This window comes from Ferranicluibacter rubi, assembly GCF_011603255.1.
Taxonomy (GTDB): Bacteria; Pseudomonadota; Alphaproteobacteria; order Rhizobiales; family Rhizobiaceae; genus Ferranicluibacter; species Ferranicluibacter rubi.
Genome location: NZ_JAANCM010000002.1, coordinates 408,190 through 432,768, shown reverse-complemented (window position 1 = coordinate 432,768; position 24,579 = coordinate 408,190). Strand labels below are relative to the sequence as shown.

At 62.8% G+C, this 24,579-nt stretch carries 25 protein-coding genes; 10 read left to right on the top strand and 15 right to left on the bottom strand.

The genetic code is table 11. The annotated features are described in order from the left end of the window. Nucleotides 1-3 precede the first annotated feature (3 nt). The 5 genes from G8E10_RS05995 to G8E10_RS05975 all read right to left on the bottom strand — a co-directional run bounded on the left by G8E10_RS05995 (nucleotide 4) and on the right by G8E10_RS05975 (nucleotide 5,377). On the bottom strand, nucleotides 4-1,020 hold the full coding sequence (locus G8E10_RS05995; protein ID WP_167127764.1) for an NAD-dependent epimerase/dehydratase family protein: 1,017 nt from the start codon (nucleotides 1,018-1,020) through the stop codon (nucleotides 4-6). Continuing rightward, nucleotides 1,017-1,457, bottom strand: a complete 441-nt coding sequence (locus G8E10_RS05990) for an EamA family transporter (protein ID WP_167127761.1) — start codon at nucleotides 1,455-1,457, stop codon at nucleotides 1,017-1,019. Before G8E10_RS05990 ends, G8E10_RS05995 begins: the two co-directional genes overlap by 4 nt. Nucleotides 1,458-1,570: 113 nt before the next feature. After that, nucleotides 1,571-2,884 carry an FAD-binding oxidoreductase gene (locus tag G8E10_RS05985; RefSeq protein ID WP_167127758.1) on the bottom strand — a complete coding sequence of 438 codons (1,314 nt, stop codon included), beginning with the start codon at nucleotides 2,882-2,884 and terminating at the stop codon, nucleotides 1,571-1,573. A 20-nt stretch (nucleotides 2,885-2,904) separates the two neighbouring features. After that, on the bottom strand, nucleotides 2,905-4,347 hold the full coding sequence (locus tag G8E10_RS05980) for a UbiA family prenyltransferase (RefSeq protein ID WP_132663384.1): 1,443 nt from the start codon (nucleotides 4,345-4,347) through the stop codon (nucleotides 2,905-2,907). 133 nt (nucleotides 4,348-4,480) lie between these two features. After that, nucleotides 4,481-5,377, bottom strand: a complete 897-nt coding sequence (locus tag G8E10_RS05975; RefSeq protein ID WP_167127755.1) for an alpha/beta hydrolase — start codon at nucleotides 5,375-5,377, stop codon at nucleotides 4,481-4,483. Between the two features lie 145 nt (nucleotides 5,378-5,522). Between G8E10_RS05975 and parE the strand changes: the two genes are divergently transcribed. Then, entirely contained in the window at nucleotides 5,523-7,643 is a 2,121-nt protein-coding gene (gene parE / locus G8E10_RS05970; RefSeq protein WP_110729774.1) for a DNA topoisomerase IV subunit B, read from the top strand. Between the two features lie 28 nt (nucleotides 7,644-7,671). Here parE and G8E10_RS05965 read toward each other — a convergent pair whose 3' ends face one another. Further along, complete coding sequence (locus G8E10_RS05965) at nucleotides 7,672-8,130, bottom strand: GNAT family N-acetyltransferase (RefSeq protein WP_167127752.1); 459 nt, start codon at nucleotides 8,128-8,130, stop codon at nucleotides 7,672-7,674. 223 nt (nucleotides 8,131-8,353) lie between these two features. On the opposite strand from G8E10_RS05965, the gene G8E10_RS05960 reads away from it, so the two are divergent. Beyond that, nucleotides 8,354-8,836, top strand: coding sequence for a hypothetical protein (locus tag G8E10_RS05960; RefSeq protein WP_281517420.1), 483 nt, complete (start codon nucleotides 8,354-8,356; stop codon nucleotides 8,834-8,836). 34 nt (nucleotides 8,837-8,870) lie between these two features. Here the strand turns inward: G8E10_RS05960 and G8E10_RS05955 are convergent, their stop codons facing one another. Together G8E10_RS05955 and G8E10_RS05950 are read right to left on the bottom strand one after the other, a co-directional pair. Continuing rightward, a complete protein-coding gene (locus tag G8E10_RS05955) occupies nucleotides 8,871-9,893 on the bottom strand; it encodes an NAD-dependent epimerase/dehydratase family protein (protein ID WP_167127749.1) in 1,023 nt (340 codons plus the stop codon). Between the two features lie 145 nt (nucleotides 9,894-10,038). Next, on the bottom strand, nucleotides 10,039-11,166 hold the full coding sequence (locus G8E10_RS05950; RefSeq protein ID WP_167127746.1) for a DUF2336 domain-containing protein: 1,128 nt from the start codon (nucleotides 11,164-11,166) through the stop codon (nucleotides 10,039-10,041). A gap of 75 nt (nucleotides 11,167-11,241) precedes the next feature. Here G8E10_RS05950 and G8E10_RS05945 point away from each other — a divergent pair, with 75 nt between their 5' ends. Continuing rightward, nucleotides 11,242-11,904, top strand: coding sequence for a hypothetical protein (locus G8E10_RS05945; RefSeq protein WP_167127743.1), 663 nt, complete (start codon nucleotides 11,242-11,244; stop codon nucleotides 11,902-11,904). Between the two features lie 31 nt (nucleotides 11,905-11,935). On the opposite strand, the gene G8E10_RS05940 is transcribed toward G8E10_RS05945, so the two are convergent. After that, complete coding sequence (locus G8E10_RS05940) at nucleotides 11,936-12,538, bottom strand: flavin reductase family protein (RefSeq protein WP_167127740.1); 603 nt, start codon at nucleotides 12,536-12,538, stop codon at nucleotides 11,936-11,938. Between the two features lie 10 nt (nucleotides 12,539-12,548). Continuing rightward, on the bottom strand, nucleotides 12,549-13,133 hold the full coding sequence (locus G8E10_RS05935; protein WP_167128056.1) for a nitroreductase family protein: 585 nt from the start codon (nucleotides 13,131-13,133) through the stop codon (nucleotides 12,549-12,551). A gap of 283 nt (nucleotides 13,134-13,416) precedes the next feature. On the opposite strand from G8E10_RS05935, the gene G8E10_RS05930 reads away from it, so the two are divergent. Beyond that, nucleotides 13,417-14,472 (top strand): hypothetical protein, encoded by a 1,056-nt coding sequence (locus tag G8E10_RS05930; RefSeq protein WP_281517418.1) that lies wholly within the window; start codon nucleotides 13,417-13,419, stop codon nucleotides 14,470-14,472. A 79-nt stretch (nucleotides 14,473-14,551) separates the two neighbouring features. On the opposite strand, the gene thrS is transcribed toward G8E10_RS05930, so the two are convergent. The 3 genes from thrS to G8E10_RS05915 form a co-directional block, all read right to left on the bottom strand. Further along, entirely contained in the window at nucleotides 14,552-16,546 is a 1,995-nt protein-coding gene (gene thrS / locus G8E10_RS05925; protein WP_167127736.1) for a threonine--tRNA ligase, read from the bottom strand. Nucleotides 16,547-16,707: 161 nt separating this feature from the next. Next, nucleotides 16,708-17,061, bottom strand: coding sequence for a membrane protein insertion efficiency factor YidD (gene yidD, locus G8E10_RS05920; protein ID WP_132449286.1), 354 nt, complete (start codon nucleotides 17,059-17,061; stop codon nucleotides 16,708-16,710). A 2-nt stretch (nucleotides 17,062-17,063) separates the two neighbouring features. Then, nucleotides 17,064-17,528, bottom strand: coding sequence for an iron-sulfur cluster assembly scaffold protein (locus G8E10_RS05915; RefSeq protein WP_132449321.1), 465 nt, complete (start codon nucleotides 17,526-17,528; stop codon nucleotides 17,064-17,066). A gap of 374 nt (nucleotides 17,529-17,902) precedes the next feature. Here G8E10_RS05915 and folE point away from each other — a divergent pair, with 374 nt between their 5' ends. The 3 genes from folE to G8E10_RS05900 all read left to right on the top strand — a co-directional run bounded on the left by folE (nucleotide 17,903) and on the right by G8E10_RS05900 (nucleotide 20,261). After that, nucleotides 17,903-18,520, top strand: a complete 618-nt coding sequence (gene folE / locus G8E10_RS05910) for a GTP cyclohydrolase I FolE (protein ID WP_132449287.1) — start codon at nucleotides 17,903-17,905, stop codon at nucleotides 18,518-18,520. Nucleotides 18,521-18,694: 174 nt separating this feature from the next. Continuing rightward, nucleotides 18,695-19,147, top strand: coding sequence for a phosphoribosyl-AMP cyclohydrolase (hisI, locus tag G8E10_RS05905; protein ID WP_167127733.1), 453 nt, complete (start codon nucleotides 18,695-18,697; stop codon nucleotides 19,145-19,147). A gap of 127 nt (nucleotides 19,148-19,274) precedes the next feature. Further along, nucleotides 19,275-20,261, top strand: a complete 987-nt coding sequence (locus tag G8E10_RS05900) for a patatin-like phospholipase family protein (RefSeq protein ID WP_167127730.1) — start codon at nucleotides 19,275-19,277, stop codon at nucleotides 20,259-20,261. 29 nt (nucleotides 20,262-20,290) lie between these two features. Here the strand turns inward: G8E10_RS05900 and G8E10_RS05895 are convergent, their stop codons facing one another. Both G8E10_RS05895 and G8E10_RS05890 read right to left on the bottom strand, forming a co-directional pair. Beyond that, nucleotides 20,291-20,719 carry a CBS domain-containing protein gene (locus tag G8E10_RS05895; protein WP_132710888.1) on the bottom strand — a complete coding sequence of 143 codons (429 nt, stop codon included), beginning with the start codon at nucleotides 20,717-20,719 and terminating at the stop codon, nucleotides 20,291-20,293. Between the two features lie 108 nt (nucleotides 20,720-20,827). Continuing rightward, nucleotides 20,828-21,721 carry a rhomboid family intramembrane serine protease gene (locus G8E10_RS05890; protein ID WP_167127724.1) on the bottom strand — a complete coding sequence of 298 codons (894 nt, stop codon included), beginning with the start codon at nucleotides 21,719-21,721 and terminating at the stop codon, nucleotides 20,828-20,830. Between the two features lie 280 nt (nucleotides 21,722-22,001). Here G8E10_RS05890 and G8E10_RS05885 point away from each other — a divergent pair, with 280 nt between their 5' ends. The 3 genes from G8E10_RS05885 (at nucleotide 22,002) to G8E10_RS05875 (ending at nucleotide 24,470) form a co-directional block, all read left to right on the top strand. Further along, entirely contained in the window at nucleotides 22,002-22,643 is a 642-nt protein-coding gene (locus tag G8E10_RS05885; protein WP_167127721.1) for a PAS domain-containing protein, read from the top strand. A 71-nt stretch (nucleotides 22,644-22,714) separates the two neighbouring features. Beyond that, on the top strand, nucleotides 22,715-23,323 hold the full coding sequence (locus tag G8E10_RS05880; protein WP_110798771.1) for a PilZ domain-containing protein: 609 nt from the start codon (nucleotides 22,715-22,717) through the stop codon (nucleotides 23,321-23,323). Nucleotides 23,324-23,858: 535 nt separating this feature from the next. Next, the gene (locus G8E10_RS05875; protein ID WP_110798770.1) at nucleotides 23,859-24,470 is read left to right on the top strand and encodes a transglutaminase-like cysteine peptidase; all 612 of its coding nucleotides are present in this window, start codon (nucleotides 23,859-23,861) and stop codon (nucleotides 24,468-24,470) included. Nucleotides 24,471-24,579: the final 109 nt, after the last annotated feature.

The window sequence follows — 24,579 nt, the reverse complement described above, 5'->3', positions numbered from 1 at the left end:
CTCTTATTCGGCCGGCAGGGCGGCGGGCGTGCCGACGGTGCCTTTGGATTTCTTCGCGCGGTATTCGTCGTAGGCGGCGATCAGCATGGCGCCGTCGTTGAACTGGGCCTTCCAGCCGAGCTCCTGCTTCAGCTTGCCGGTTTCGCGAACGCACATCTCGTCGGCGATCAGGTACTGTTCCGGGTCCATGATCGGCAGGTTGATCGCATCGAAGGCGGCCAGCGTCGCCTTGACGGCAAAACCCGGCGTGGGGATCAGGATGGATTTGGAACCGGCATGCTTGATCAGCCCGCCCAGAAGCTGGCGCACGGAGGGCGGATTGTCGGAACCGAGGTTATAGGCTTCGTTCGGCACACCGCCCTTCCAGGCGAGACGCGCGGCTTCGGCGCAATCGAACACGGAGATGAACTGGTAAGGCGCCTTGCCCGAGCCGATCATCGGCACCGGCAGGTTGGCGTCGATCAGCTTGAACAGCTTTTCTAGGATGCCGAGGCGGCCCGGGCCGATGATGAGGCGCGGACGGAAGATCGAGATCCGCATGCCCTTCTCGCGATAGGCATGGCAGAGCTGCTCCGTCGCCCATTTCGACTTGCCGTATTCGCCGAGCGGCTTGACCGGATGATCTTCCGCCTGCGGCGATTGCACCGTGTGGCCGTAGATCATGTCGGTCGTGAACTGGACGAGGCGATTGGCGCCCGAAGCCGCCGTCGCCTTCATGATGTTCTCGGCACCGTAATAGTTGACCGGCCAGAAGAATTTCCAGCGTTTGGCGCGGACCTGCAGCGGCGACAGCATCTTTGCCGCCATATTGTAGACCATGTCCTCGGGGCCGATATCGACCTTCATGACCTGGTCGAGATCCGTCACGTCGCAGTGTACGAAGCCGACGCGGCCATGGCCGTAATGCGGCAGGTCGGTCTTGACGATGTCGGCGATCAGAACCTGTTCGCCTTCGTTGACGAGGCGCTCGGCGAGGTGGCGACCGACGAAGCCGTCGCCTCCGAAAATGACGTGTTTCATGTCGGGCTCCCAATATGAATGGATTTTGCGGCCGGGGTTTCGATCGTCGCAGTTTCCGCAGGCGTCGAGCGGCCGGACTGGGCAATGAGGACGGTTCCCACGCAGATGAAGCCGATGCCAGCGATGCGCCAGGCGTTCAGGTCCTCGCGGAAGATGAAGTAGGCGAAGATGGCCACGGCGACATAGGCGAGGCTGAGGAAGGGATAGGCAAAGGAAAGCTCGACCTTCGACAGCACGTAGAGATGCGACACCATCGAGATGGCGAAGGTGGCAAGACCTGCAAAGACCCAGGGGTTGAACAGGATCTGAAAGAAGCGGGCGATCGCGGTATCGGACGAGAATGTCAGAGGACCGAGGCTCAGCATGCCCTGCTTCAGCATCAGCTGTGCCGCCGCATTGGTCAGCACGGTAAACAATATGAAAGCCAAATATTTCATGTCGTATTCCCTTTTCGGGCTCGTTCTCGCTTGGGACCCACCTTACGGCAGAGAGCCCACTATTCGGTGAAACTTGCTGATTTCTTTTATTAAAATTGATTCTATCTCGTCGTTCACAGTGCCATGGCGGTTCGCCGCCAGAAGTCCGACATCATTGCGGGATCCCGCATCGCCTCGAGCTTCCGCCATTCCGGGAAGGACGCGTCGAAAGTCTGGGGGCTCATCCGTGCATCCTTGTAGGGATTGACCGCACCGCCAGCAGACACGACGATCCGGTCGAGCGTATCGAGGAGCTTTAACGTGCCCTCGCCCTGGTTGGCGAAATCGAGGGTGAGCGTGAAGCCGGGGCGCGGGAAGGAAAACAGGCCGCGCGAACGGTGTTCGCCAAAGCGTTTCAGAACCGTCAGGAAGGAGCCATGTCCGGCGTCTCGGGCCGCTTCCATCAGCCGCGCGGTGATAGCAGGTGCGACGTCGACGGGATAAACGCTCTGGTGCTGATAGAGGCCCTTGCGCCCGTAGAGCCGGTTCCAGTTCCTGATCGCATCGAGGGGATAGAAATAGCCGGACCATTTCACCGTCTCGACCGTCTCGCCGGCTTTCGCCTTGCGGATATAGGCGGCGTTGAAGGCCTTCAGCGTCAGGCGGTTGAGAAGGCTGAACGGCGGCGTCGCGGGAATGCCAAGCGTGCGTCCGCGCGGCAGGTCGGGCAATTCGCAGGAGGCGTCGGCATGGTCGCCGGCCAGGAGTATGCCCCTGCCCGCCTTGCGGCCCGTGGCCAGCTGATCGATCCAGGCGACGGAATATTCATGTTCGGCATCGACGCGGTCGATCATGCCGAAATAGTCGTCCAGGCTGTCGAAGCGGATGGCGTGCTGCTGGATGTGCGCCGAGGGCACCTTCATCATCTGCAGATCGACATCGAGGATAAGGCCGGTCAGTCCCATGCCGCCGATCGTGGCGCTGAACATCTCCGGGTTCTCGGTTTCCGAGCATGTGAGAACTACGCCGTCGGAGCGCAGCAGTGTCAGGCGCCGGATATGGTTTCCGAAGGTTCCGCGGGCGTGGTGGTTCTTACCATGCACATCGTTGGCGATCGCGCCGCCGAGCGTGACATGGGCCGTGCCGGGGGTAACCGGCAGAAAGAAGCGATGCGGCACGGCGCGCGCGAGAATGGCCGACAGAGTGACGCCGGCTTCGGCGGAGAGAATGCCGGTACCCGTATCGAAGGCGTGGATGCGGCCGCGCTTGCGGTTGTCGATCAAGAGGCCCGGATCATTATGGCAGCTGTCGCCGTAGGAGCGGCCGTTGCCGAAGGGGAGATATCCGCCCGGTGCGGCCGTATGGATATCGTCCTCGAAGGCATCCGGGCTGATGGCATGGCGCGTGCGCGTGTCGAGACGGCCCCAGCTGTCGAAATTCGCGACCATCGGTGTTTTCGTCGCGCCCGTCATTGAATGCCGACCGCGCCGATCATCACCAGCACGCCGCCTGCGGCCATGGTAGCGATGCTGCGCCAGTCGCGCATGATGAAAACGACCGGATCCTCATGCAACGCGCCACGTCGGGCGAGCATCCAGATGCGCAGCAGCATGTAGAGGACCATGGGGCAGAGCGGCCAGAGCGCGGCCGGCATGCTGTACATCTGCTGCATCTCGACGCTGTGGATGTAGAGCGCGAGAACGAGCGCGGAGGCGAAAGCCGAGGAGACGCCGGCCTGGCCGACCATCTCGAAATCGACCTGCATATAGCCGCGCCCCGGAACCTGCGCACCGGCTTCGCCGCCATGCTCGTCCAGCTCGACATAGCGTTTCACCAGCGCAAGGCTGAGGAAGAAGAAGATCGAGAAGGCGAGAAGCCAGAAGGAAAGCTCCGTTCCGGTTGCCGTCGCGCCTGCGACGATGCGGATTGTGTAGAGGCCCGCCAGCGTGAAGACATCGACCAAAAGCTTCCGCTTGAGGAAAAATGTATAAGCCGTCGTGATTGCAAGGTAAATGCCAAGTGTCAGGATGAAATCGCGCGGCATTGTGAGCGTCAACGCGCCGGACGCGATGAGGAGGCTTGCGGCGAGTGCCAAGCCGGTCGGAACGGACATGCGCCCGCTCGCTAGCGGCCGGAACCGCTTCTTCGGATGGCGGCGGTCATTCGTCAGGTCCGAGATATCGTTGATGACGTAGACGGCAGAGGCGAGGAAGCTGAAGGCGAAGAAGGCAACGATCGTGTTGATCAGCGCCTCTTGCTGGAGGATGTCGTGGTCGAGCGCCATCGGCACGGCGATCAGGATGTTCTTCGCCCATTGGTGGACGCGGATGGATTTCAGCGTGTCCTTGATGCCGATCGTGCCGGTCTCGAGACGCTCGGCACCATGGCGACGGCGCCATGTTTCCGCTGCGCGATCCGGTGCGACGACGATGGCCGTGCGGGCGGCATCGAAAACGGCCACGTCATCCCGGCTGTTGCCCATGTAGTCGAACCCGGCCTCGCCATAGCGCGCGATCAGCTCCGCGCGCTTGCGATGGCTCGTGAGGTTGTGGGTGGGCGAGGAATGCAGTACGCCGGTGAAGATGCCGGCATGGGCTGCGACATCCAGCGCCACCCGTTCGGCGGCGCCGGTGACGAGGACGATATCGCGGCCGGTCGCCCGCTCCCGCTGCAGCCGCTCCATGACCTCGGGGCGATAGGGCCAGTCGCCACCCGTGCGTCCGGACCGGGCCGCCACCTCATGCTTCAGATGCGCTTTGCCCCGCAACGCCCAGAGGACGAGCGCGAACAGCATCAGCGGATTGCGGAACAGGACGACGGCGACGCCTTCCCACAGCGTATCGGCTGCGACAAGCGTACCATCCAAATCGACGCAAAGCGGAACAAGCCGTGTGTCGGTTCGCGCATCCATGATTGCACCCCGGTTTTTTCAATTGCCGGGAGACTGTCATGCCGTGCTTTCCGAAAGACAAACACGACCCGCAAAAGGGTTGGGACTTCAATCGGTGGTTAACGAACGGAAAATCGCTCAGGTTGCATCTAAATTAGCGCGAAAGGATCCAGTTGATGGCATCCCGCCAGTCGGTCATTCTCACCGGCGTTCCATGTGTGCCTGTCTGGAACAGGACGAAGCGGGTGGGATAGCCGCCCTTCCTCAGACGCCCGTAAAGTGCAGCCTGATCCTCCGCCTTGTAAGTGCCGTCCGCGCTCCCATGGCTGAAAAAGATGGGCAACTTGCTAGCGAAGGCCGCGCTCTTGCCGAAGTCCGGATCGGTTGCGCCGCCCATGATCATCATCCCCGAGAGCTGCTTGACCGCCGCCGCATTGCGCGTGACGCCCCAGCAGAGGAAGCTGCCCATCGACGCGCAGGACAGGATGATGGGGCGACCGGGAGAACGGCGCGCCAGCGCATCGATCAGCCCCGCAATATCCGCAGCGCCGTCCGTATCGAAGGAGCGGGCACTTGGCGCGTAATAGGCGCCGCCGTTGTCCACGGCGAGGTTCTTCAGGCGATTGAAGTTGCCGCCAAAGGAGTAGTCGTTTGCGCCCAGCCGCCGGTCGCCGCCGCGACCGTGGATGAAGATCACCGTGAAGGCGGCATTCTGCGGTGCGCCCACCCGGAACACATCGAGCCCGCGCCCGCCGATATCGACGGTCTCGTTCGCCTGCGCACGCTTGATTCCCAGCGAGACGTAGGGCCGCTTGACGCGTCGCTCCGGGATCTCGTCCCGGTCATTGATGTCACGCATCTCGTTGTAGTCTACCGTCAGCCAGTTTCCGTCGTCGCGTGATTCCAGAATGCGGCCGTAGCCGAAAAGATCGTCCTTGAACGGCTTCAACGTCGCAGCGCCGGCCCCGGTGAGGCCGATGGCAAGGCCGAAAACGAGGGCAAGAGCGCTCGAAGCGGCGATGCGTCTCAAAGAAAGTGTGGACCGGGCCATGTCTTGTTCCCTTTTTGATCTCTTTGGCACGCTTGGCTCTTTCGCCGGACGGCCGGCCCTTGTATGAAGAGGCGGGCAGACGACGGACAGGCGATGCCCGACCTACAGGATCAGCCGACACATCGAAAGACGTTTGACGCACCAGATGACGGACAGCAACGACCTTTTCGCGAACACACCGCCCGCTCCCCGGAAGCCCTCCGAGCCGAAGACGCTCGACCCGACGTCGTCTGCCGGCAAGGCAGCGGATGCCAAACCAGGCGCCCCGACGAAGGCAGAGGAACCGAAAGCGGCCACGCGTGCTCCGGGAACCCCCGCTTCTCAGCTGAAGGCCGACACGGGCGATTACAACGCGTCTGCGATCGAAGTTCTCGAAGGCCTCGAGCCGGTCCGCCGTCGCCCCGGCATGTATATCGGCGGCACGGACGAGAAGGCGCTGCACCATCTGTTTGCCGAAGTCATCGACAACTCGATGGACGAAGCCGTGGCCGGCCACGCCAATTTCATCGACGTCCATCTCGACGCAGAAGGGTGCCTCGCGGTGACCGATAACGGTCGCGGCATCCCGGTCGAGAACCATCCGAAATTTCCGGGCAAGTCGACGCTCGAAGTGATCATGACCGTGCTCCACGCCGGCGGCAAATTCGACAGCAAGGTCTACGAGACGTCTGGTGGTCTCCACGGCGTCGGTGTGTCCGTCGTCAACGCACTGTCCGACGTGCTGGAAGTGGAAGTCGCGCGCAACCGGCGCCTCTATCGCCAGCGTTTTTCCCGCGGCATCCCGCAGGGCGGCCTTGAGGAACTGGGCGATGTGCAGAACCGGCGCGGCACCCGCGTGCGTTTCCATCCGGACCCGGAGATCTTCGGCCCTCACGCCAAATTCGAGCCGGCACGCCTTTTCCGCATGGCCCGCTCCAAGGCCTATCTTTTCGGTGGCGTCGAAATCCGCTGGTCGTGCGATCCGGTGCTGGTCGAGGGTACGGACACGCCGGACAAGGCCGTGTTCCATTTCCCCGGCGGCTTGAAGGATTACCTCAAGGCGACGATGGGCTCCGAGTTCACGGTGACGCGTGAGATCTTTTCCGGCAAGACGGAGAAGACCGGCGGCCACGGCGCGCTCGAATGGGCCGTCACTTGGTACGGCGGCGATTCGATCGTTCATTCCTATTGCAACACCATTCCGACGCCCGAGGGCGGCACGCATGAAGCGGGCCTGCGCATTGCACTGACCAAGGGCCTGAAGGCCTATGCGGACCTGACGCAGAACAAGCGCGCGGCGATCGTCACCACGGACGACGTGATGATTTCCGCTGCCGGCATGCTGTCCGTGTTCATCCGCGAGCCGGAATTCGTCGGCCAGACCAAGGACAAGCTCGCCACCGTCGAAGCACAGCGCATCGTCGAAAACGCGATCCGCGATCCCTTCGATCATTTCCTCGCCGGCAATCCGCAGGAAGCGGCAAAGCTTCTGGAGTGGGTGATCGAGCGCGCAGACGAGCGCGTCCGTCGCCGCAAGGAGAAGGAAGTCACCCGCAAAAGCGCGGTGCGCAAGCTGCGCCTGCCGGGCAAGCTCGCCGACTGCTCACAGAACTCGGCGCTCGGTGCCGAACTCTTCATCGTCGAAGGCGATTCGGCCGGTGGCTCGGCCAAGCAGGCGCGCAACCGTTCCAACCAGGCGATCCTGCCGCTGCGGGGCAAGATCCTCAACGTCGCCAGCGCGGGCCGCGAAAAGCTGGGCGCAAACCAGCAGATCTCGGATCTCGTGCAGGCGCTCGGTTGCGGCACACGGTCGAAATATCGTCAGGAAGATCTCCGCTACGACCGCGTCATCGTCATGACAGATGCCGACGTGGACGGTGCGCATATCGCCTCGCTGCTGATCACCTTCTTCTACCAGGAAATGCCGGAACTGATTCGCGGCGGTCATCTCTATCTCGCGGTGCCCCCGCTCTACCGCATGACGCAGGGGACGAGGACGCTTTATGCGCGTGACGACATCCACCGAGTCGAGCTGATGGAGAAGGAATTCACCGGGCGCGGCAAGGTCGAGATCGGACGCTTCAAGGGCCTTGGCGAGATGATGCCGGCGCAGTTGAAGGAAACGACGATGGATCCGGCAAAGCGCACGCTCCTCAAGGTCTCCATCGATGATGTGGACTTCGAGGGCACACGCGACGCGGTGGACAATCTGATGGGCACCAAGCCGGAAGCCCGTTTCCGCTTCATTCAGGAACGGGCTGTCTTCGCCGAGAACCTCGACATCTGATCGGCAGCGCTGCGCCCGTCCCTATTGGTCAGGCGACGATCTTTTCCATGAAGAGGCTGAGCGGATCGGGCTTGTAGCTTCCGAACGGCTCGATGTCGCGGTAGCCCGCCTTGCGGTAGAGGCTGATGGCTTCTGGCTGATAGATCCCGGTTTCGAGCCGAACCGTCGTCAGTCCGGTGTCCCGCGCCGTCTGCTCGATGGCGTCGAGGAGAGACCGTCCTGCGCGCATGCCGCGCGCCTTCGGATCGACGAACATCCGCTTGATCTCGCCGCTGCCATCACCGGCCGCCACCAGCGCACAGCAGCCGATGATGGCGCCGTCATGCCGCGCAACGAAGAACGAGACTTCCGGCTTTTCCAGCGTCTCGAGATCGACCAGATGGTTGCTCTCCGCCGGATAGAGCGACTGGGCGTAGATGTCCGACTGGTTGAGGAGATCGATGACGTCAGGTTGGCGTGGGGTTTCTTTTCGAATGTCCAGAGTCACTTGGCTTAGGTTCCTGAGAAAGAGAAGCTGCAAGGTGAAGAGCCGCAAAAGCTGCTTTAGCCGGTTCTATACTGATTCTGGCAGTGATCCAGAGTGTGCGGTCACGGCTTGCAAATGCTGCGGCAAAGCCGAAGCGAAATCGATAACAGCTTGAATGTTCGCGCCATAATTCCGAGCTACGATTTGTTTACCATCGTCTTCGAAACAGGAGACAGGACAGATCATGGTGACTGCAGCACTCGTCGTAATGACGATTCTCGGATGTGACGACAGCGTCAGCCAGTGCCATTATGTCGATACGGTGAAGGGCTCATGGGAGACGGTGGCGGCCTGCGACGACCAATCCCAGCGAAAGCTCCCCGCCTATTCGAATGCCAGTTATCCCGTGATCGTCGCCATGTGCGAGAAGACGGTGGATGCATCAATCGCAACGGCAGCGGAGAGCAGCACTGTCACCCCTACCGCACCCCCGCTCGCCTCCACTCCCGCGCCGGCCTCCCCCACGACAGCGACGTCTACGAACGCACCACCCGCTTCACATCCGGCCGATGTCGCCTCTGGAGAGCGTCAGCCCCTCCCCCAGCGGGCTTATGCGATGATCCGCGGCGTGTTGCCGGACACGCAGAAGATCCGCCACGCAATATCCGTTCCCGTTCACTATCTGGGTGACGGCTATTCCTGGGTTGCAACGCGAATCGCCCGCTGACGTCCGACGAACGGCCCTCTCGACGTGCCTGCAGTCAAACGATCAAGCCGACCGCGATCAGGCTCGCGGCAGTTGCCGCGATGGTGTCGCGCTCCGGGCGGGTTGTCCAGCCGAGCAGGCGTCGTGCCTTCTCACTGTTCACGCGGTTGTCGCGTCCAAGCTCTTTCACGATCATGGCAAGGCCGGGATGCATGGAGGCTGCGGCCTTGGCCGTCCAGTTCGGAACGGTCATGCCGGGCAACTTGCCCGCTCTCTCCGGAACGACCTCGCGGAGAATGGCGACGATCTCCGCGATGCTCAGCGACTGCCCGGCGATGATGAACCGCTCGCCGATCGCGGCCTCCGTCTGGAGCGCCAAGACATGCGCCGTCGCGACATCTCGGACATCGACGACGGGCACGGAAAACTTGGGCATGGCGGGATAGCGGCCGTTCAGCAGATTGCGCACGATCCCGACCGAGGTCGCAGCAGTCTTTCCGATCATCGGACCGAGGATCATACCCGGGCAGAGCACCGTGAGGTCGAGACCCAGCGCTTCGGCCTCGGCCCAGGCGGCGCGCTCGGCAAGCGTCTTCGACGCGTAGTAGACGGTGGCGAACTTGCCGTCCGCGTCCGTCCAGTTCCCCTCGTCATAGGGGGCCACGCCATCGCCATACATGACGGCGGCAATCGATGAGGTCAGCACGACGCGTCGAATACCGGCGTCGGCCGCTGCCCGTAACACGCGCCGGGTGCCCTCGACAGCCGGCCGAATCACGTCCTGTGGATCGTCCGGCGTCTTTGCCGGAAAGGGCGAGGCCGTGTGGAACAGAGCATCGGCGCCCTTCAGCGCCGCCGACCAACCGTCATCGGATTCCAGATCCGCGAGGGCGATGGTGAGATTGTCGGTGGGCTGCCCGTGCATCTCTTCGAGAGCCATCTTCGCCTGTTTGCCACGAACGGCCGAGCGGAAGGTTCCGCAGACAGCATAGCCCCGCTGCAGAAGGGACAGCGTCAGATGGCGGCCGAGAAACCCACCCGCACCGGTGACGACGACGCTCCGATTCGTTTCGGACATGAGGTTCTCCTTGGCATGCGATGACCTTCGCCATTTCCGGCGTGCCTCATGCCTTACAGTATCCCGTCAGCAATCGGAATTCTTCGCCGGACAAAAGCCCTTCGACATGGGGTATGCTCAAGCCGATGGGATGAGCCCGCTTGTGTCAGGCCGCCTGTCGTGCAGCCAGTTGGGCGTAATCGCGGGCGAAGCGCCGCTGCTCGGCGATGGCGAGCTTTTCCACACATTCCGATAGGCCGGAGCTATCCGGCGTCTGGCGGAGGCGATGGACGAGGACCGCGGCGATGGACGCTGCGGGGAGATGGCTGCCCTGCCGTCGCTCTCTCCGCCAGATCAGGATGGCCTCCGCGAAGAGCGCGCCGATCTCGCGACCGAGACCGCCCGATTCGAACAGAGCCTGGAGCGCTTGCGTGCGCCCGTCGGAGAGAATGGAGCGCACCCGCTTTTCCCCAACATCGGTCAGGTCTACGATGGCGGCGGCGAAGAAGTCGATGCGGCCATGGCAGAGCGCGTTGACCAGCAAAGCGGGCGTCAGGCGTCCGGTAACGCGGAGTTCCGCGATCAAGGCCTTGATATCCACGTCCGCGACCTCGCCTGCCATGTCGATGGCGGCGGTTTCGCAGGCCTGTCGGGCCACGCGTTGCAGGCGTTCGGTGCCGACCACGGCTTGAAGGAAGGCCGTGCCGTTGAGCGCGGTACCGACATGCTCGACCAGAACCTGCCGCGCATCGGCCGGCAGATCCTCGCGCTCCAGAAGCATGTTGCGCACGGTGCAAACATCTCCATGACGGTCCGCGAGACGCTTCAGGGTTCGGCGCGACAGGTCGGCCGAGGAATTTTCGAGGAGGATCACGACCTCCGGCACGCCGCCGATCTCGCCGATGGCAGCCGCCACCGTGCGAGACACCGTTCTGCGGGAGGCGATGAAGGCGCGCAGCTCGGGCGTTCCGCGCGCCGCGAGATCGATCAGGTCGTCATCGGAGAGAACGGGGGAGCGGGTGGCGACGGCGAAGGCGATCTCCGGCTGGTCTTCGGCCAACGACAGAATGATCGGACGTGGGGCGTCCCTCGCCGACGCCAGCGCTTCGGCAAGGGCCAGACGCACCTTCGGCGAGGGATCGTCCAGAAGAAAGGTCATCGCCATATCGGCGGCATGCCGGTCGATCCGGTCGCCATCCTTCGCACAATAGGCGCGCGCCAGGGCGCTGGCGGCGCGAGCGCGGTCCGTTGCCTTGGCGGTTTCGACCCAGCGAAGAAATGCTTGTATGATCACCGACGCCCCACTACGCAAAACGAACAGATGCTGATGTCGTCACGTTAGATGCGAAACGTTTAAGATTGGTTCACCATGTCGATTAACGCCAGCGAAACCGGTCCGATCGTGCGACTGGCCCCGGGCGACACGCCACCGGAGGCAGCCTTCGCCGTCGTGATCGGGTTGGAGGACCCTGTTCCCACACCGCGCCCGCAGCGTCTGCTCCTTGAGGCCAGCCTCGATGCGCTCGAGCGAGACGATGCCACAGCCGTTTTCGAAACCCTCCGCCCGGATGGGATTTTGCTGCCAGACTGTCGGGGACGCGCCGATCTGCAGGCGGCAGACGTTGCGCTCGGGGTGATCGAGGCGGAAGCCGGACTTGCGGCCGGCAGTCTTTCGATCGTTGCCGTCTTCGGCACGTCGCCGGCGAGTTTCCTCGGTACAGAACACCTGTCCGGCGCGTCAGTTCGTCTGATCGCGCTGGTGCTGGACGAGGACGCACTTGCCGATGCCCTCGGCCTGCCGGCGAAGGCTGCTCGGTCCACATTCCCGGCTGTCATCATGGCGCGTGGCTACATGATCCTGCAGGCTGCGAGCGCCGGCGTACCCTGCTTTTGGTCTCTTCCCTCGGGCGAAATCGATGGGGATGCGCTGGAGCGCCTGCGCGATGCCGCGCTGGATTATGGGTTCCGGAACGTGCTCGTGCGGACGGCGGCGCAATGGATGGCGCTGGGGCAAGACGGCCGCCCGGACTGACGCTTCTAAGTAGGGCGTCCGACTATACAGCTCAGCGCTTCGGGCGAACCAGTTCGAAGACATCGCCGGCGTCGGCATAGTCCATGTAGCCGAGCCGGCCGACCGGACGCGCCTTCGCCATGTCGAAGCGACCGTCTCGCAGGGCTTCCTCGCGGATGTGGATACCGACCACCTGCCCGATGACCACATGGTTTTCGGCGGGCTCGCCCGACAAGGTCTTAGGCCGGAACATCTCCGTCATCCGGCATTCGAGCGCAGCATAGGCCTCGCCGACGAACGGTGCCTCGACGAGGTTTCCATCGACCGGCGTCAGACCGGCGGCGGCGAACTCGCTTTCCCCATGCGGCAACGGGGCCGACGAGCGGTTCATCGGGTCGATAAGGTCTCGGCTGACGAAGCTGGCGGTGAAGACACCGGTCTCCTCAATGTTGCGGACCGTGTCCTTCCACCCCGAAGACGAGAACATCACCATCTTCGGCACATCGCAGATGGCATTGAAGAAGGAATAGGGCGCGAGATTGAAGCTGCCGTCCTTTGCCCGCGTACCGATCCAGCCGATCGGTCGCGGCGAGACGATGGCCTTGAACGGATCGTGCGGCAGGCCGTGAGCGTTGGTGTCGGTCGGATAGAACATCACAGAGCCTTTACGAGTCGCTGCCGACCCAGGTGACGATATCGGAAAGCGCCGGACGCGGACGCTCCGTCGGCGGCACCTGCGGCGAGCCGATATGGATGAAGCCGGCGACCTTCTCATTGTCCCGAATGCCGAGAACCGGAAAGGCGCGCTGATCGAACGCGAACCACTCGCTCAGCCAGTTCGAGCAATAGCCGAGCGCATTGGCGGCCATCAGCAGGTTGAGGCAGACGGCACCGGCCGACATGATCTGCTCCCACTCCGGCACCTTGGCATGCGGCGCGGCCGTGCTGACGACGGCGACGACGACCGGCGCGCGGGTCAGCCGCGTGTTCTCGACCTTGATCATCTCCTCGGAGAGATCCGGCTTCGCTTCCAGCGCCAGGCGGGCAAGGTCCGCGCTGATACGGCCACGTTCTTCGCCGCGATAGACGATGAAGCGCCACGGCGCGAGCTTGCCGTGATCGGGAACGCGCGAGGCAAGCGTCAGCATCTCCTCGATCTCCGCCTGCCCGGGTCCGGGTTCGCACATCTGAAAGGCGGGGATGGAGCGGCGCGTTGCGAGGTAGTCCTTGAGGCCGGGAGCCGTCGTCATGTCGGTCACTTTCACGGAAGCGGTCCTGCGACGGAGGCCGTCGCATGCCGGAATGTCGTCTGCTGCCGACGTCATCCGCCGGCCGGAATGCCTTGGCACGAAGGCCCGAGCGTGGCGCCGCATACCGATATGCACAACGGAGATGCTTTAACCTTGCGCAACCCTGTACCGGTCCTGCACATTATGCAGTAGGTTGCCGCAGGTGAGGTCCATTGCCGGTAGCCACGAATTCGCCATACCGGCGTCTCAAGTGGAGCCACCTCGTCAGGAAGTCAACCGTATCATGCGTTACCCGGCTCTTCTTCGCTGCCTGCCCCCGGCCCCTCGCCCGGGCCTTGCCCTTGCTGCCCTGATTGCTTTCGGCGCAGCTGGCGGCACGGCTGGCAGCACATGGGCGCAGGACGTTCAGGACGATCCTTTCAAGAGCTTTCCGTCGATCTCCGCACCGACGAAGATGCCCAAGCTGAACAGTTTCAGCCCGGTCATCCCGAGCGAAGCCGCGCACGGACCGACCACCCGCGACGTGCGGCTGGAGGCACTTCTCAAGGACAAGGGCGGTGCCGTGGAGCAGGGCCTGACGTGGCGCGTGTTCAGCCCCATCCCCGGCTCCGACGGCAAACTGCCGCTGGTCGCGACGTCGCAGGGCGGTTCGGCCGCGTTTCAGCTGGTGCCGGGCGAATATTTCGTCAACGTCGCCTTCGGGCGTGCCGGCGCCACACGCAAGATCCGCGTTGCGGAAACCGGCAGCTTTGAACGGCAGGTACTGGTGCTCGACGCAGGCGGCGTCACGCTCAACGCCGTCTCGGGCGCGGATGTTCGTATCCCGCAGGGCGAGCTTTCCTTCTCGATCTTCTCTTCCGATGTGAAGGGAGACGGCGAGCGGGCGCTGGTGGTAGCGGATGTGAAGCCCAGCACCGTCGTGCGGCTGAACACCGGCACCTATCACGTCGTTTCGAATTACGGGTCCGTGAACGCGGTTATCCGTGCCGATATCCAGGTGGAAGCGGGCAAACTGACCGAAGCGACGATTCAGCACCGGGCCGCCAAACTGACCTTGAAACTGGTCGCGGAGCCCGGCGGCGAGGCGATCGCCGATACAGCCTGGTCGATCCTGACCGCATCCGGCGACGTGGTCAGCGAAAGCGTCGGCGCCTTTCCCACGCTTGTGCTGGCCGAAGGCGACTATAGCGCCGTCGCCCGCAACAACGAGAAGATCTACCAGCGCGACTTCACCGTGACGGCGGGCGTGAATGCCGATGTCGAGGTGCTGCTGTCGAACACGGCGGCACAACCGGGCGCCCAGTCCGCAGCCGTCGCGCCTGCCAGCGCTCAGGATTGAGCTGGCAACACGCACCTGGTGAAATGACAAAAAGCCGGACCCTGAGGCCCGGCTTTTTGCTTATTGTCCGTCGAGACGATCAGACCGCAGCGGCGGCAGCGCGTGCCTTCTTGGCCTCTGCCTTACGGCGAAGGTCTGGCGGTGTCGCCTCGTCCACCAGGCTTGTGATGGCGTCATCGAGCGTCATCGGCGTCTGGGCTTGGCTGCCGAGACGGCGGATGTTGACGGTGCGCTCTTCCGCTTCCCGCTTACCGCAGACGATGATGACCGGCACCTTGGTGACCGAGTGTTCGCGGACCTTGTAGTTGATCTTCTCATTGCGGAAGTCGGTCTCGACCGTAAGGCCAGCCTCGCGCAGGAGTTCGGCCACTTCCTCGCCATAGGCATCGGCCTCGGAGGTGATGGTGGCGACGACGATCTGCAGCGGCGAGACCCACAGCGGCATGTGACCGGCGAAGTTCTCGATGAGAATGCCGAGGAACCGCTCCATCGAACCACAGATGGCGCGGTGGATCATGACGGGCTTCGTCTTTTCCGAGTTGCTGTCGATGTAGAAGGCACCGAAGCGTTCCGGCAGGTTGAAGTCGACCTGCGTCGTGCCGCACTGCCACTCACGGCCGATGGCGTCCTTCAGCGTATATTCGAACTTCGGACCGTAGAAGGCGCCCTCGCCCGGCAGAATGCCGGTCTTGATGCGGCCTTCCGACTGCGCCTCGATGGTCTTCAGCACATCCGTCATCACGCTTTCGGCGCGATCCCAGAGTTCGTCGGAACCGACGCGCTTTTCCGGGCGCGTGGAGAGCTTGACCACAACCTCGTCGAAACCGAAATCCTCATAGACCGAGAGGATCAGGTCGTTGATGCGTAGGCATTCGGCGGCCATCTGCTCGTCAGTGCAGAAGACATGCGCATCGTCCTGCGTGAAGCCACGCACGCGCATCAGCCCGTGCAGCGCGCCCGAGGGTTCGTAGCGGTGGACGTTGCCGAATTCCGCAAGCCTGATGGGCAGTTCGCGGTAGGACTTCAGGCCATGCTTGAAGATCTGCACGTGGCCCGGGCAGTTCATCGGCTTGAGCGCGAAGACGCGATCGTCATCCGTATCGTCGCCAGCGACCGTCACCTTGAACATGTTGTCGCGGTACCAGCCCCAGTGGCCGGACGTTTCCCACAGCGACTTGTCCAGAACCTGCGGTGCGTTGACCTCCTGATAGGTGCCGGCGAGACGGCGACGCATATAGGCGACGAGGGTCTGGAAGATGCGCCAGCCCTTGCCGTGCCAGAAGACAACGCCCGGTCCCTCTTCCTGGAAATGGAACAGGTCCATTTCGCGGCCGAGCTTGCGGTGGTCGCGCTTCTCGGCTTCGGCGAGAACGTTCAGATAGTGGTCGAGGTCTTCCTGGCTGTGCCAGGCCGTGCCGTAGATGCGGGTCAGCATCGGATTGTTGCTGTCGCCGCGCCAGTAAGCGCCGGCCACCTTCATCAGCTTGAAGGCCGTACCGATCTGACCCGTGGATGCCATATGCGGCCCGCGGCAGAGGTCGAACCAGTCGCCCTGGTAGTAGATCTTCAGGTCCTGCCCTTCGGCGATCGCATCGACCAGTTCGACCTTGTAGGCCTCGCCCTTGTCGGCAAATACCTGACGGGCCTTGTCGCGTGGCCAGACTTCCTTGGTGAAAGGCTTGTTGCGCTGGATGATCTCCTTCATCCGTTTTTCGATCTTCGGCAGATCGTCGGGCGTGAAGGGCTCGGCCTTCGCGAAGTCATAATAGAAGCCGTTCTCGATGACCGGTCCGATCGTCACCTGCGTACCGGGCCAGAGCTCCTGCACGGCCTCCGCCATGACGTGGGCGGCATCGTGGCGGATCAGTTCCAGCGCGCGCGGGTCTTCGCGGGTGACGATTTCAAGGCGGCCGTTCTCGACCGGATCGGACAGGTCGCGCAGCTTGCCGTCGAGCGCGATGGCGACGGCCTTCTTGGCCAGCGACTTGGAAATCGACTCGGCGACCTCGCGGCCGGTCGTGCCGGGCGCGTATTCGCGAATGGAGCCATCGGGGAATGTGAGGGCAACGGACATGCTGTTTCTCCTATCCAGTCCCGCCAACGAATGCGGGTGGGGAATGCGATGAATGAGACCGGGGGCGGCCGGGGCGCGGGCGCAAACGGTCTTGTGTATGAACGCGCGCGGTATAAAGGCATTTTCGGCACGTGGAAAGAGGTGAGGATCGCGACCCGACCTTAGGAAGAGCGGCGCCAGGGCGCCAGCCAACGCAATCTACCGCCAAGGTGGGGCGGCACCGGATCGAGCCCACCCTTGCCGCCCGGGCCGCAACGGGCGATCCGGTAGAGCGTCATCCAGCCGCCGGGCCAGAGGCCATGGCGGGCGATCGCCTCATAGCCATATTCCGAGCATGTCGGGATATGACGGCAGCCATGACCGATGAAGCTCGATAGCGTGAGTTGATAAAGCCGGATCAGCGCCATGCCGGCAAGGCGTCCCGGCGTCCGTGGGAATGGCCCCCGCCAGTTGCGGCCGCGATACGGGCCGGGTTGCCTGGCCTCGTGTCGGCATTCGGCCTTGCCATCGCACATGGTCAGACGCTCGCCTTTTGCCGTTCCGACGTTGCCGACCGGGCCGCTTCGACCTGTCCGATCGCATCCACGACCGCATCGAAGGTCAGCATGGTCGAGGCGTGGCGGGCCTTGTAATCCTTGACCGGCCGCAGGATGCGCATGTCGGCGAACCGGCCGTCCGGTCCCTCGCCGTCAGCCTTCAGCATGGCGAGCATCGCCTCGCGTGCGGCCCGCACCTCTTCCACACTCGCGCCGACGATGTTGCGCGCCATGATCGAGGAGGAGGCCTGCCCCAGTGCACAGGCTTTGACGTCATGGGCGAAATCCGTGATGTGGCCGTCGGCCAAGCGGATGGTCACCTTGACCTTGGATCCGCAAAGCTTGGAATGCGCGGAGGCCTCGGCGTCCGCCGGATCGAGACGCCCGCTGCGGGGAATGTTTCCGGCGAATTCGAGAATGCGGCTGTTGTAGATGTCATCCATGATACGGCCATCCCGCTGGCAGGTCCGTCCGCAGGTCGAACGGGCAATCGATATGATTTCGCGTGGATATAAGAAGCAGGCGGAGGATTTTCTCCACCATAGCGGAAAAAAGAACCAGGGCGTCGCGTCGGGCTCTTTTACACACCTTGGCATATATTATATGGTAGCGACGGAAAAGGCGACAGGGCAGAGCCGCTGCTGTCGCCTGTTGTTTGGGGAACCGTGCCGAACGGGAGAGAGCCTTGACCTCTCTTTCCGCAAAGCCCCGGAGCCCGCCAACGGCAGCCGAAGCCTGACGACATGCACAGGCGACCGGTGAGTGGCGAGTTGTCCGTAAAGATCAACGTCAAGCTACGCGCCACGCAGCAGAGGCCATCATGGATGCCATCGTGAAGAATTTTCCGTCGCAAACGGACGTCGACGGTCGGCCGTCGCAGAAGGAAGCCGAGGACGCCGTTCGTGTTCTCCTGCGTTGGGCCGGCGACGATCCGCAGCGCGAAGGCCTGATCGATACGCCGAAGCGCGTGGTGAAAGCCTATAAGGAACTCTTCTCCGGCTACGATCTCGCTGCAGAGGACGTGCTGGGCCGCACCTTCGAGGAAGTCGCCGGTTTCGACGATATCGTGCTGGTAAAGGACATCCCCTTCCATTCGCATTGCGAGCATCACATGCTGCCGGTCGTCGGCCACGCGCATGTCGCGTACCTGCCGGAAGGCCGCGTTCTCGGCCTTTCCAAGATCGCCCGCGTCGTCGATATCTTCGGTCGCCGGCTGCAAACGCAGGAAACCATGACAGCGCAGATCGCCGGTGCGATCAACGAAACGCTGCGCCCGCGTGGCGTGGCCGTGATGATCGAGGCCGAGCATATGTGCATGGCCATGCGCGGCGTGCTGAAACAGGGTTCGACCACCCTGACCACGACGTTTACCGGGGCGTTCAAGACGGATGCGGCCGAGCAGGCACGCTTCCTGTCGATGGTGCGCGGGTTTCGCTGATACCTCATTGACGCGGAACGAAGACAGGGCTGGCCGCGCAACGCGGGCCGGCCCTCTTCATGTTTGGCCCCGTCTTCGTCGGGTGCCATTGTCGCGCTCGCTGGCAGGCTGTAAAATCTATGAATGACGCGTATCCACGGAGCGCGCGTGTTCGATTCAGCCGGAGTTCCTTTCATGTCTCTCGTTTTTGCCCAGCCATCGTCCGATCATACCAAGGTCGAAGAAGGGCTCGCTTTCACGCCCCGGTTCGATTCGCATGGGCTGGTGACGGCTGTCGTGACGGATGCGGAAGACGGGATGCTGCTGATGGTGGCGCACATGAACGCAGAGGCGCTGGCGCTCACCGTCGAAACCGGCATCGCGCATTACTATAGTCGCTCCCGCAAGGCGCTCTGGAAAAAGGGCGAAACGTCGGGCAATCTTCAAACGGTGGTCGAACTGCGGACGGACTGCGATCAGGATGCCGTGTGGCTGAGGGTCAAGGTCGCAGGCCACGATGCGACGTGCCACACGGGACGGCGCTCGTGCTTCTACCGCTCCGTGGACATAGCGGATGGTGCAGTGACGCTCACCGTCCGCGACGATATCAGGCACTTCGATCCCGATACGATCTACGACAAGAAATGAGCATCTGCTTTTATTTGAGACAGTTCTTGCGGCGTTAAACGAAGTTTCAACGCAGTTGGCGCTGTAATGAATCAGGATAGGCCAATGTCTTCGGTTAGGCTGGGCCGTTTTGGTGGACAGGTGCCCCATGCTGAACTGGACATTCTCTCGACATGGAACGGGTGCGGAAAATCCGGCACCGCATGACGGTATGGGCAGCGCGCCTGTCCGCCACAAGCAGGAAGGAACCGGCCAGACCTTGACCGTCGCTCCGGAAAAAACACGGATCGCGCTTGCGCTGGGCGGCGGCGCTGCCCGCGGGTGGGCGCATATCGGCGTGCTGCGCGCGCTGGACGAGGAAGGCATTCCCGTTGGGATGATCGCGGGCACCTCCATCGGTGCCCTCGTCGGCGGCTGCTATCTCGCGGGCAAGCTGGACGAACTGGAGGCCTTCGCCCGATCTCTGACGATGCGGCGCATTGCCGGACTGCTGGATCTCGCCATCGGCGGCGGCGGGCTCTTCGGCGGTCTGCGGCTGACCAAGCGCATGCAGGAACATCTCGACGATGTGCTGATCGAAAATCTCGGTCGCCCCTTCGTCGCCATCGCCACCGACATCAAGTCCGGGCATGAGGTCTGGCTTACGGAAGGGTCGCTGATCACGGCCTTGCGGGCATCCTACGCCCTGCCCGGCATCTTCGAGCCGATCCGCTGCAACGGCCGCATGCTGGTCGATGGCGCACTGGTCAACCCGGTTCCGGTGTCGGTGTGCCGCGCCTACGAGCAGCCGCTCGTGGTGGCCGTCAATCTGCAGTACGATCTCTATGGTCGTTCGGCCGTCATCAAGCTGCGGGCCGGCGATCCCGTCGCCCATCCCGAACCCCAGCAGACGGCGACGCCCGTCGCGCGCCTCGGGATGACCAGCGTCATGGTTCAGGCCTTCAACGTCATCCAGGACCGCATCTCCCGCGCAAAGCTCGCCGGCGATCCGCCGGATCTGTCGCTGCATCCAAAGCTCAGTGATATCGGCCTGTCGGAATTCCACCGTGCCGGCGAGGCGATCGATCGCGGCTATGTCGAAACCAAGAACCGCCTGACCGAACTCAAGCGCCTGCAGGAGACCGTGCTGCGCTGATCGCGTGCGACGGCCTCCCGTTCACGGAGTCAGCCGGCAATATAGGCCTTGATCTCGCGGGTCTCATGCTCGATCGCGCGGATATGGCTGCGTACCGCATCGCCGATCGAGACGATGCCGACGAGGCGGCCATTGCGGGCGACAGGCAGGTGACGGGCGCGGCGACTGTTCATAATTTCCATCACAGCCTCGATCTCCATCTCCTCTTCGCAGGTGTGGACATCCCGGCACATGACCTCTGCCACGGTTCGGTCGAGGCATTCGGCGCCATACCGCGCGACGGCGGCGACCACGTCGCGCTCTGCCAGCAGACCGGTAATCGCTTGCGCCTCATCGAGTACCACGATAGCCCCGATCCGGTTTTCGGCAAGAAGCGCGACGGCGTCCCGCACCGCCATGTCCGGTGCGATGGTCACGACCTTGCGGCCCTTCTCGTCCAGTATCCTCTTCACCGTCATTCGAAACCTCCCGTTTCCGATGCGCCTGAGACAGTTTGACGCAGGCGGAGAATACTCCATCCGTCGCGAAAACGGAAATGCAGGAGACCGAAATTTCAGGTCGGGCCTTCAGTCCTGCTGCACGCGCTCGTCATATCCGGTCGGTGGGTCGATCAGGCCGAAGAACAGGAAGCCGAAGAGGAAGCCACCGATATGCGCTTCCCAGGCGATGCCGGCACCACCATCCAGCGTGAACAGGCCGAGGCCGATGAGAAGGTTCGTGGCAAACCAGACGCCGGCAAAGAAGAGGACCGATCGATTGGACAGCGCCTCCCTTATGCTGAGGCGCGGGTTGCGATGGGCGAACTGGCGGCTGATGCGGCCGCTTGGCGAGAAGACGAACCGAGCGGCCGCCCCCATCAGGCCGGCGACGACGCCGGAAGCACCGATGACAACGGTCATGTCGCCCCAGTGAAGCGCGAGGTGCAGCCCGACAGCCGCGATGGCGGAAAGACACCAGAAGACTGCCAGTCTGCCGGCGCCAATCCGGCGAACGACCGGCGCGCCGAAAGCGAGCATCCAGAAGGCATTGAAGATGAGATGTTCCCAGGACCCGTGCAGGAAGGAATAGGTGACCGGCGTCCAGAGCCATGCGAGGCCCTGCTCCGAGAGCGCATGATCGTAGCGGGCGGGCAGGAAGGCGAAATTGAAGATCAGCTCGTCATCGATCTCGACCGAGAGGAGATACATGCGCACGGCATGGATGACGACAAGAACCGTCAGGATCCAGACGAGGCTCGATGGTAGGTTGAAGGCCGGCTCGCGAGCGGCTGTTTCAAGCGCGGGTGGCACCGGATCATATCCGGCTTCGCTCGGACGGTCCGTAGCCTGCCCGTCCGTATCGCTGGCACCTTGCAGGTTCGGCTGCGCCGTATCCCCTCCCGCGGTGGCGCGTCCGTCACTCGTGTGAACTCCGGAATGTCGCGGCGTGCCGGGCGGCGGCACGTTGTCTTGGTCGGTCATGGCAATATGCTTTCGATCGTCGGATGCGAGCGGCGGTTATCCCCTGCCCGACTGCAGCTGGCAAGCACTGCTCTCTCGCTTGGACAAGTCCGTACGGAAGGGGACGTATCGTTCACCATTGGCCCTTCTCTCCGTCCCCCAACCTCCCCATGATCGAAACGCTTCATTATCCTTAACATCCTCTGTGGCACGGGAATTGCGAGGCTATCCCTGCAAAGCGCCAATACGTCCCCCGTCGCTCCGATGCGGGACGCTTGTGCACCAAAGCGGGACGATCCACATGAAGACGCGCACATCCGCCGACATTTTCCGGTACTGGCAGAGCCTTCGCAGCAACGGCCGCATTCCGTGCCGCGATCAGCTGGATCCCGGCGCGATCCGTCACGCCCTGCCGGATGTCTTCATCCTCGAGGACGCCGAGGCAACGCATGGCCGCGTGGAGTCTCCCCGATTCCGCTTGGCGGGTACGCGCCTCTGCTCCCTGTTCGTGCGCGAACTGCGCGGCGCACGGCTCGACAGCCTCTGGTCTGCCTCCGACATGGAAGAGCTGTCCGCGGTCACGCGCCGGGTCATGCTCGCAGGTGAACCCGCCGTAATCACCGCATCCGGCACGACGGCGCAGGGCGAGCAACTGGATATGGAACTTGTCCTTCTGCCGCTCCGGTCACGCGATGGCCGGACCGACCGGATCTTCGGCTCGCTGACACCCCTCTCGCGACCAGTCTGGATCGGCGCTCGCCCTTTGCCCTTTCTCTCGCTCGATCACATCAACTATCCGGATCGGAACGCGCCCATGGCCGAGGTCGCGGCGCGTGCAACGGTCGCGCGCAGCTTCGCGTCACAGACGCGCGATTCGGCGCTTCGGCAGGTGATCGCCCGGGTCATGCACCTCTCGGTCATGGACGGCGGCAAGGGTCGATAAGGTTGCATTCGAAGACTCTATTAACCCGTGTCTAGTATTCGTGATGACGCAAGGTCCATGGGCGCGTCGCAATGTTCAATTTCAATCAATCTCAAGCCGCGACGTCGAAGCCGCATGATGAAGGCGCGTTTCAGCGCGTCACCGTGAACCTCAGTGGCCGCCTGATGCTGGCCAGTCATGACGAATATGATTGTGTTGCGACGGAAATGTCGCCCGGCGACGTTTTCCTCGCAACGACCGCGCGTCCGCGGATCGGCGAACGTGTGATTGCCTATGTCGATCACGTCGGCCGCATCGAAGGCCTGGTATCGCGGCTGGCCGACGGCTCCTTCACGGTCCGCATCAACGCGACCGAGCGCAAGCGCGACAAGCTTGCGGCCCAGCTGACCTGGATTGCCAACAAGCACGAGCTCGGCCTGCCGGAAGACCGACGCCACGACCGACTGGCGCCGCGCAAGACCCATACGGATATCACGCTGGAAGACGGTACGCGTTACGCCTGCCGCATCATCGACCTTTCGCTCTCCGGCGCCGCCGTCGATACGGAATTCCGTTTCGAACTCGGCACGCCCATGCTGCTCGGCAACATGCGCGGACGCATCGTGCGTCACTTCCAGGAAGGCGTCGCCATCGAGTTCCTGGGCGTCCAGTCCCGCGATACGCTGCGCGAATTTCTCTAAAACTCTCTCTCATCGACATCCGATGGATGTCGTCCGTCTTCGTATCGCGCGCGTTCGAACCACGCGCTCTGCGATCGTGCGCCGCCTGTCGACCGATAGGGATTCGACGCGCCGTTGCGGGTATCTCTCATCGCTGCGGATGATGTGCCCATGAAAAGACGGAAAATGGTCTTTCCAGTTTATCCTAACCAGATCATGAACAAAAATACGGCCTGTTTCCCGTTACTGGACGTGAGCTTTCTCTAGAAAGTACGCGCTTCCGCCGCATGGTCTCGAACGACCGGCGGACATAGGCCTATCGGCATTTACCATTTTCCCTCATCCGATCAGCAGCTTACTTAAATGCTGCCGGCTCCCGCTTACCTGGATGGCTCAAATTTTCAACAAAATTGCCTCAAACACCGCTCAAATACAAATCTAATTTTCTGCGTCTTTTATATTGAATTGATCCGTATTTGTACTTTGTTTTACTTCGCATTTTTGGCTGAGGTCAAAAGGTCCGTGTCATTCTGTGCCTGTAACGGGGACACGGACAATGACAAAAACAAAAAGCTTCAAGGCAGGCATCTTCGGCGCACTCGGCTTTCTCGCCCTGGCGACCTCCGCATTCGCATTCCCAGCCAACATGGAAACCGAGGGCCCGACCAACCCGCCTGTCGGCCACTATGAATTCTGCCGCACGGCACCGGACGAATGCCGCGCCAACCCGACCAAGGCCGCACCGCTGACGCTGACGCGCGAGACCTGGAAGACCATTCTCGAGGTCAATTACGACGTGAACGAACAGATCACGCCGATGACGGACAAGGAAATCTACGGTGTCGAAGAGCACTGGGCCTACCCGGATACGGTCGGCGACTGCGAGGATTACGTTCTCCTGAAGCGTCGCGAACTGATGCAGGCCGGCATCGCGCCGGGCAACCTCCTGATCACCGTCGTGCTCCAGCCGAATGGCGATGGCCATGCCGTGCTGACCGTGCGCACGGACCGTGGCGACTTCATTCTCGACAACATGCGCAGCAAGGTGCTGATCTGGTCGGATACGGAATACACCTACCTGAAGCGCCAGGCGGTGGACAATGCCGGCCGGTGGGTCAAGCTTCAGGACGGCCGCGCTGTGGCGGTCGGCAGCGTCCGGACCCAGTAGGCACAACGCAGCGACGACGCTTACTCTTTACGACCCTGAGTTTGGGTCTGCATGGTGATCCCCGTCACCGGCGGCCCTCTCGGCCGGCTCCGCTGTCCCCGGAGCCGGC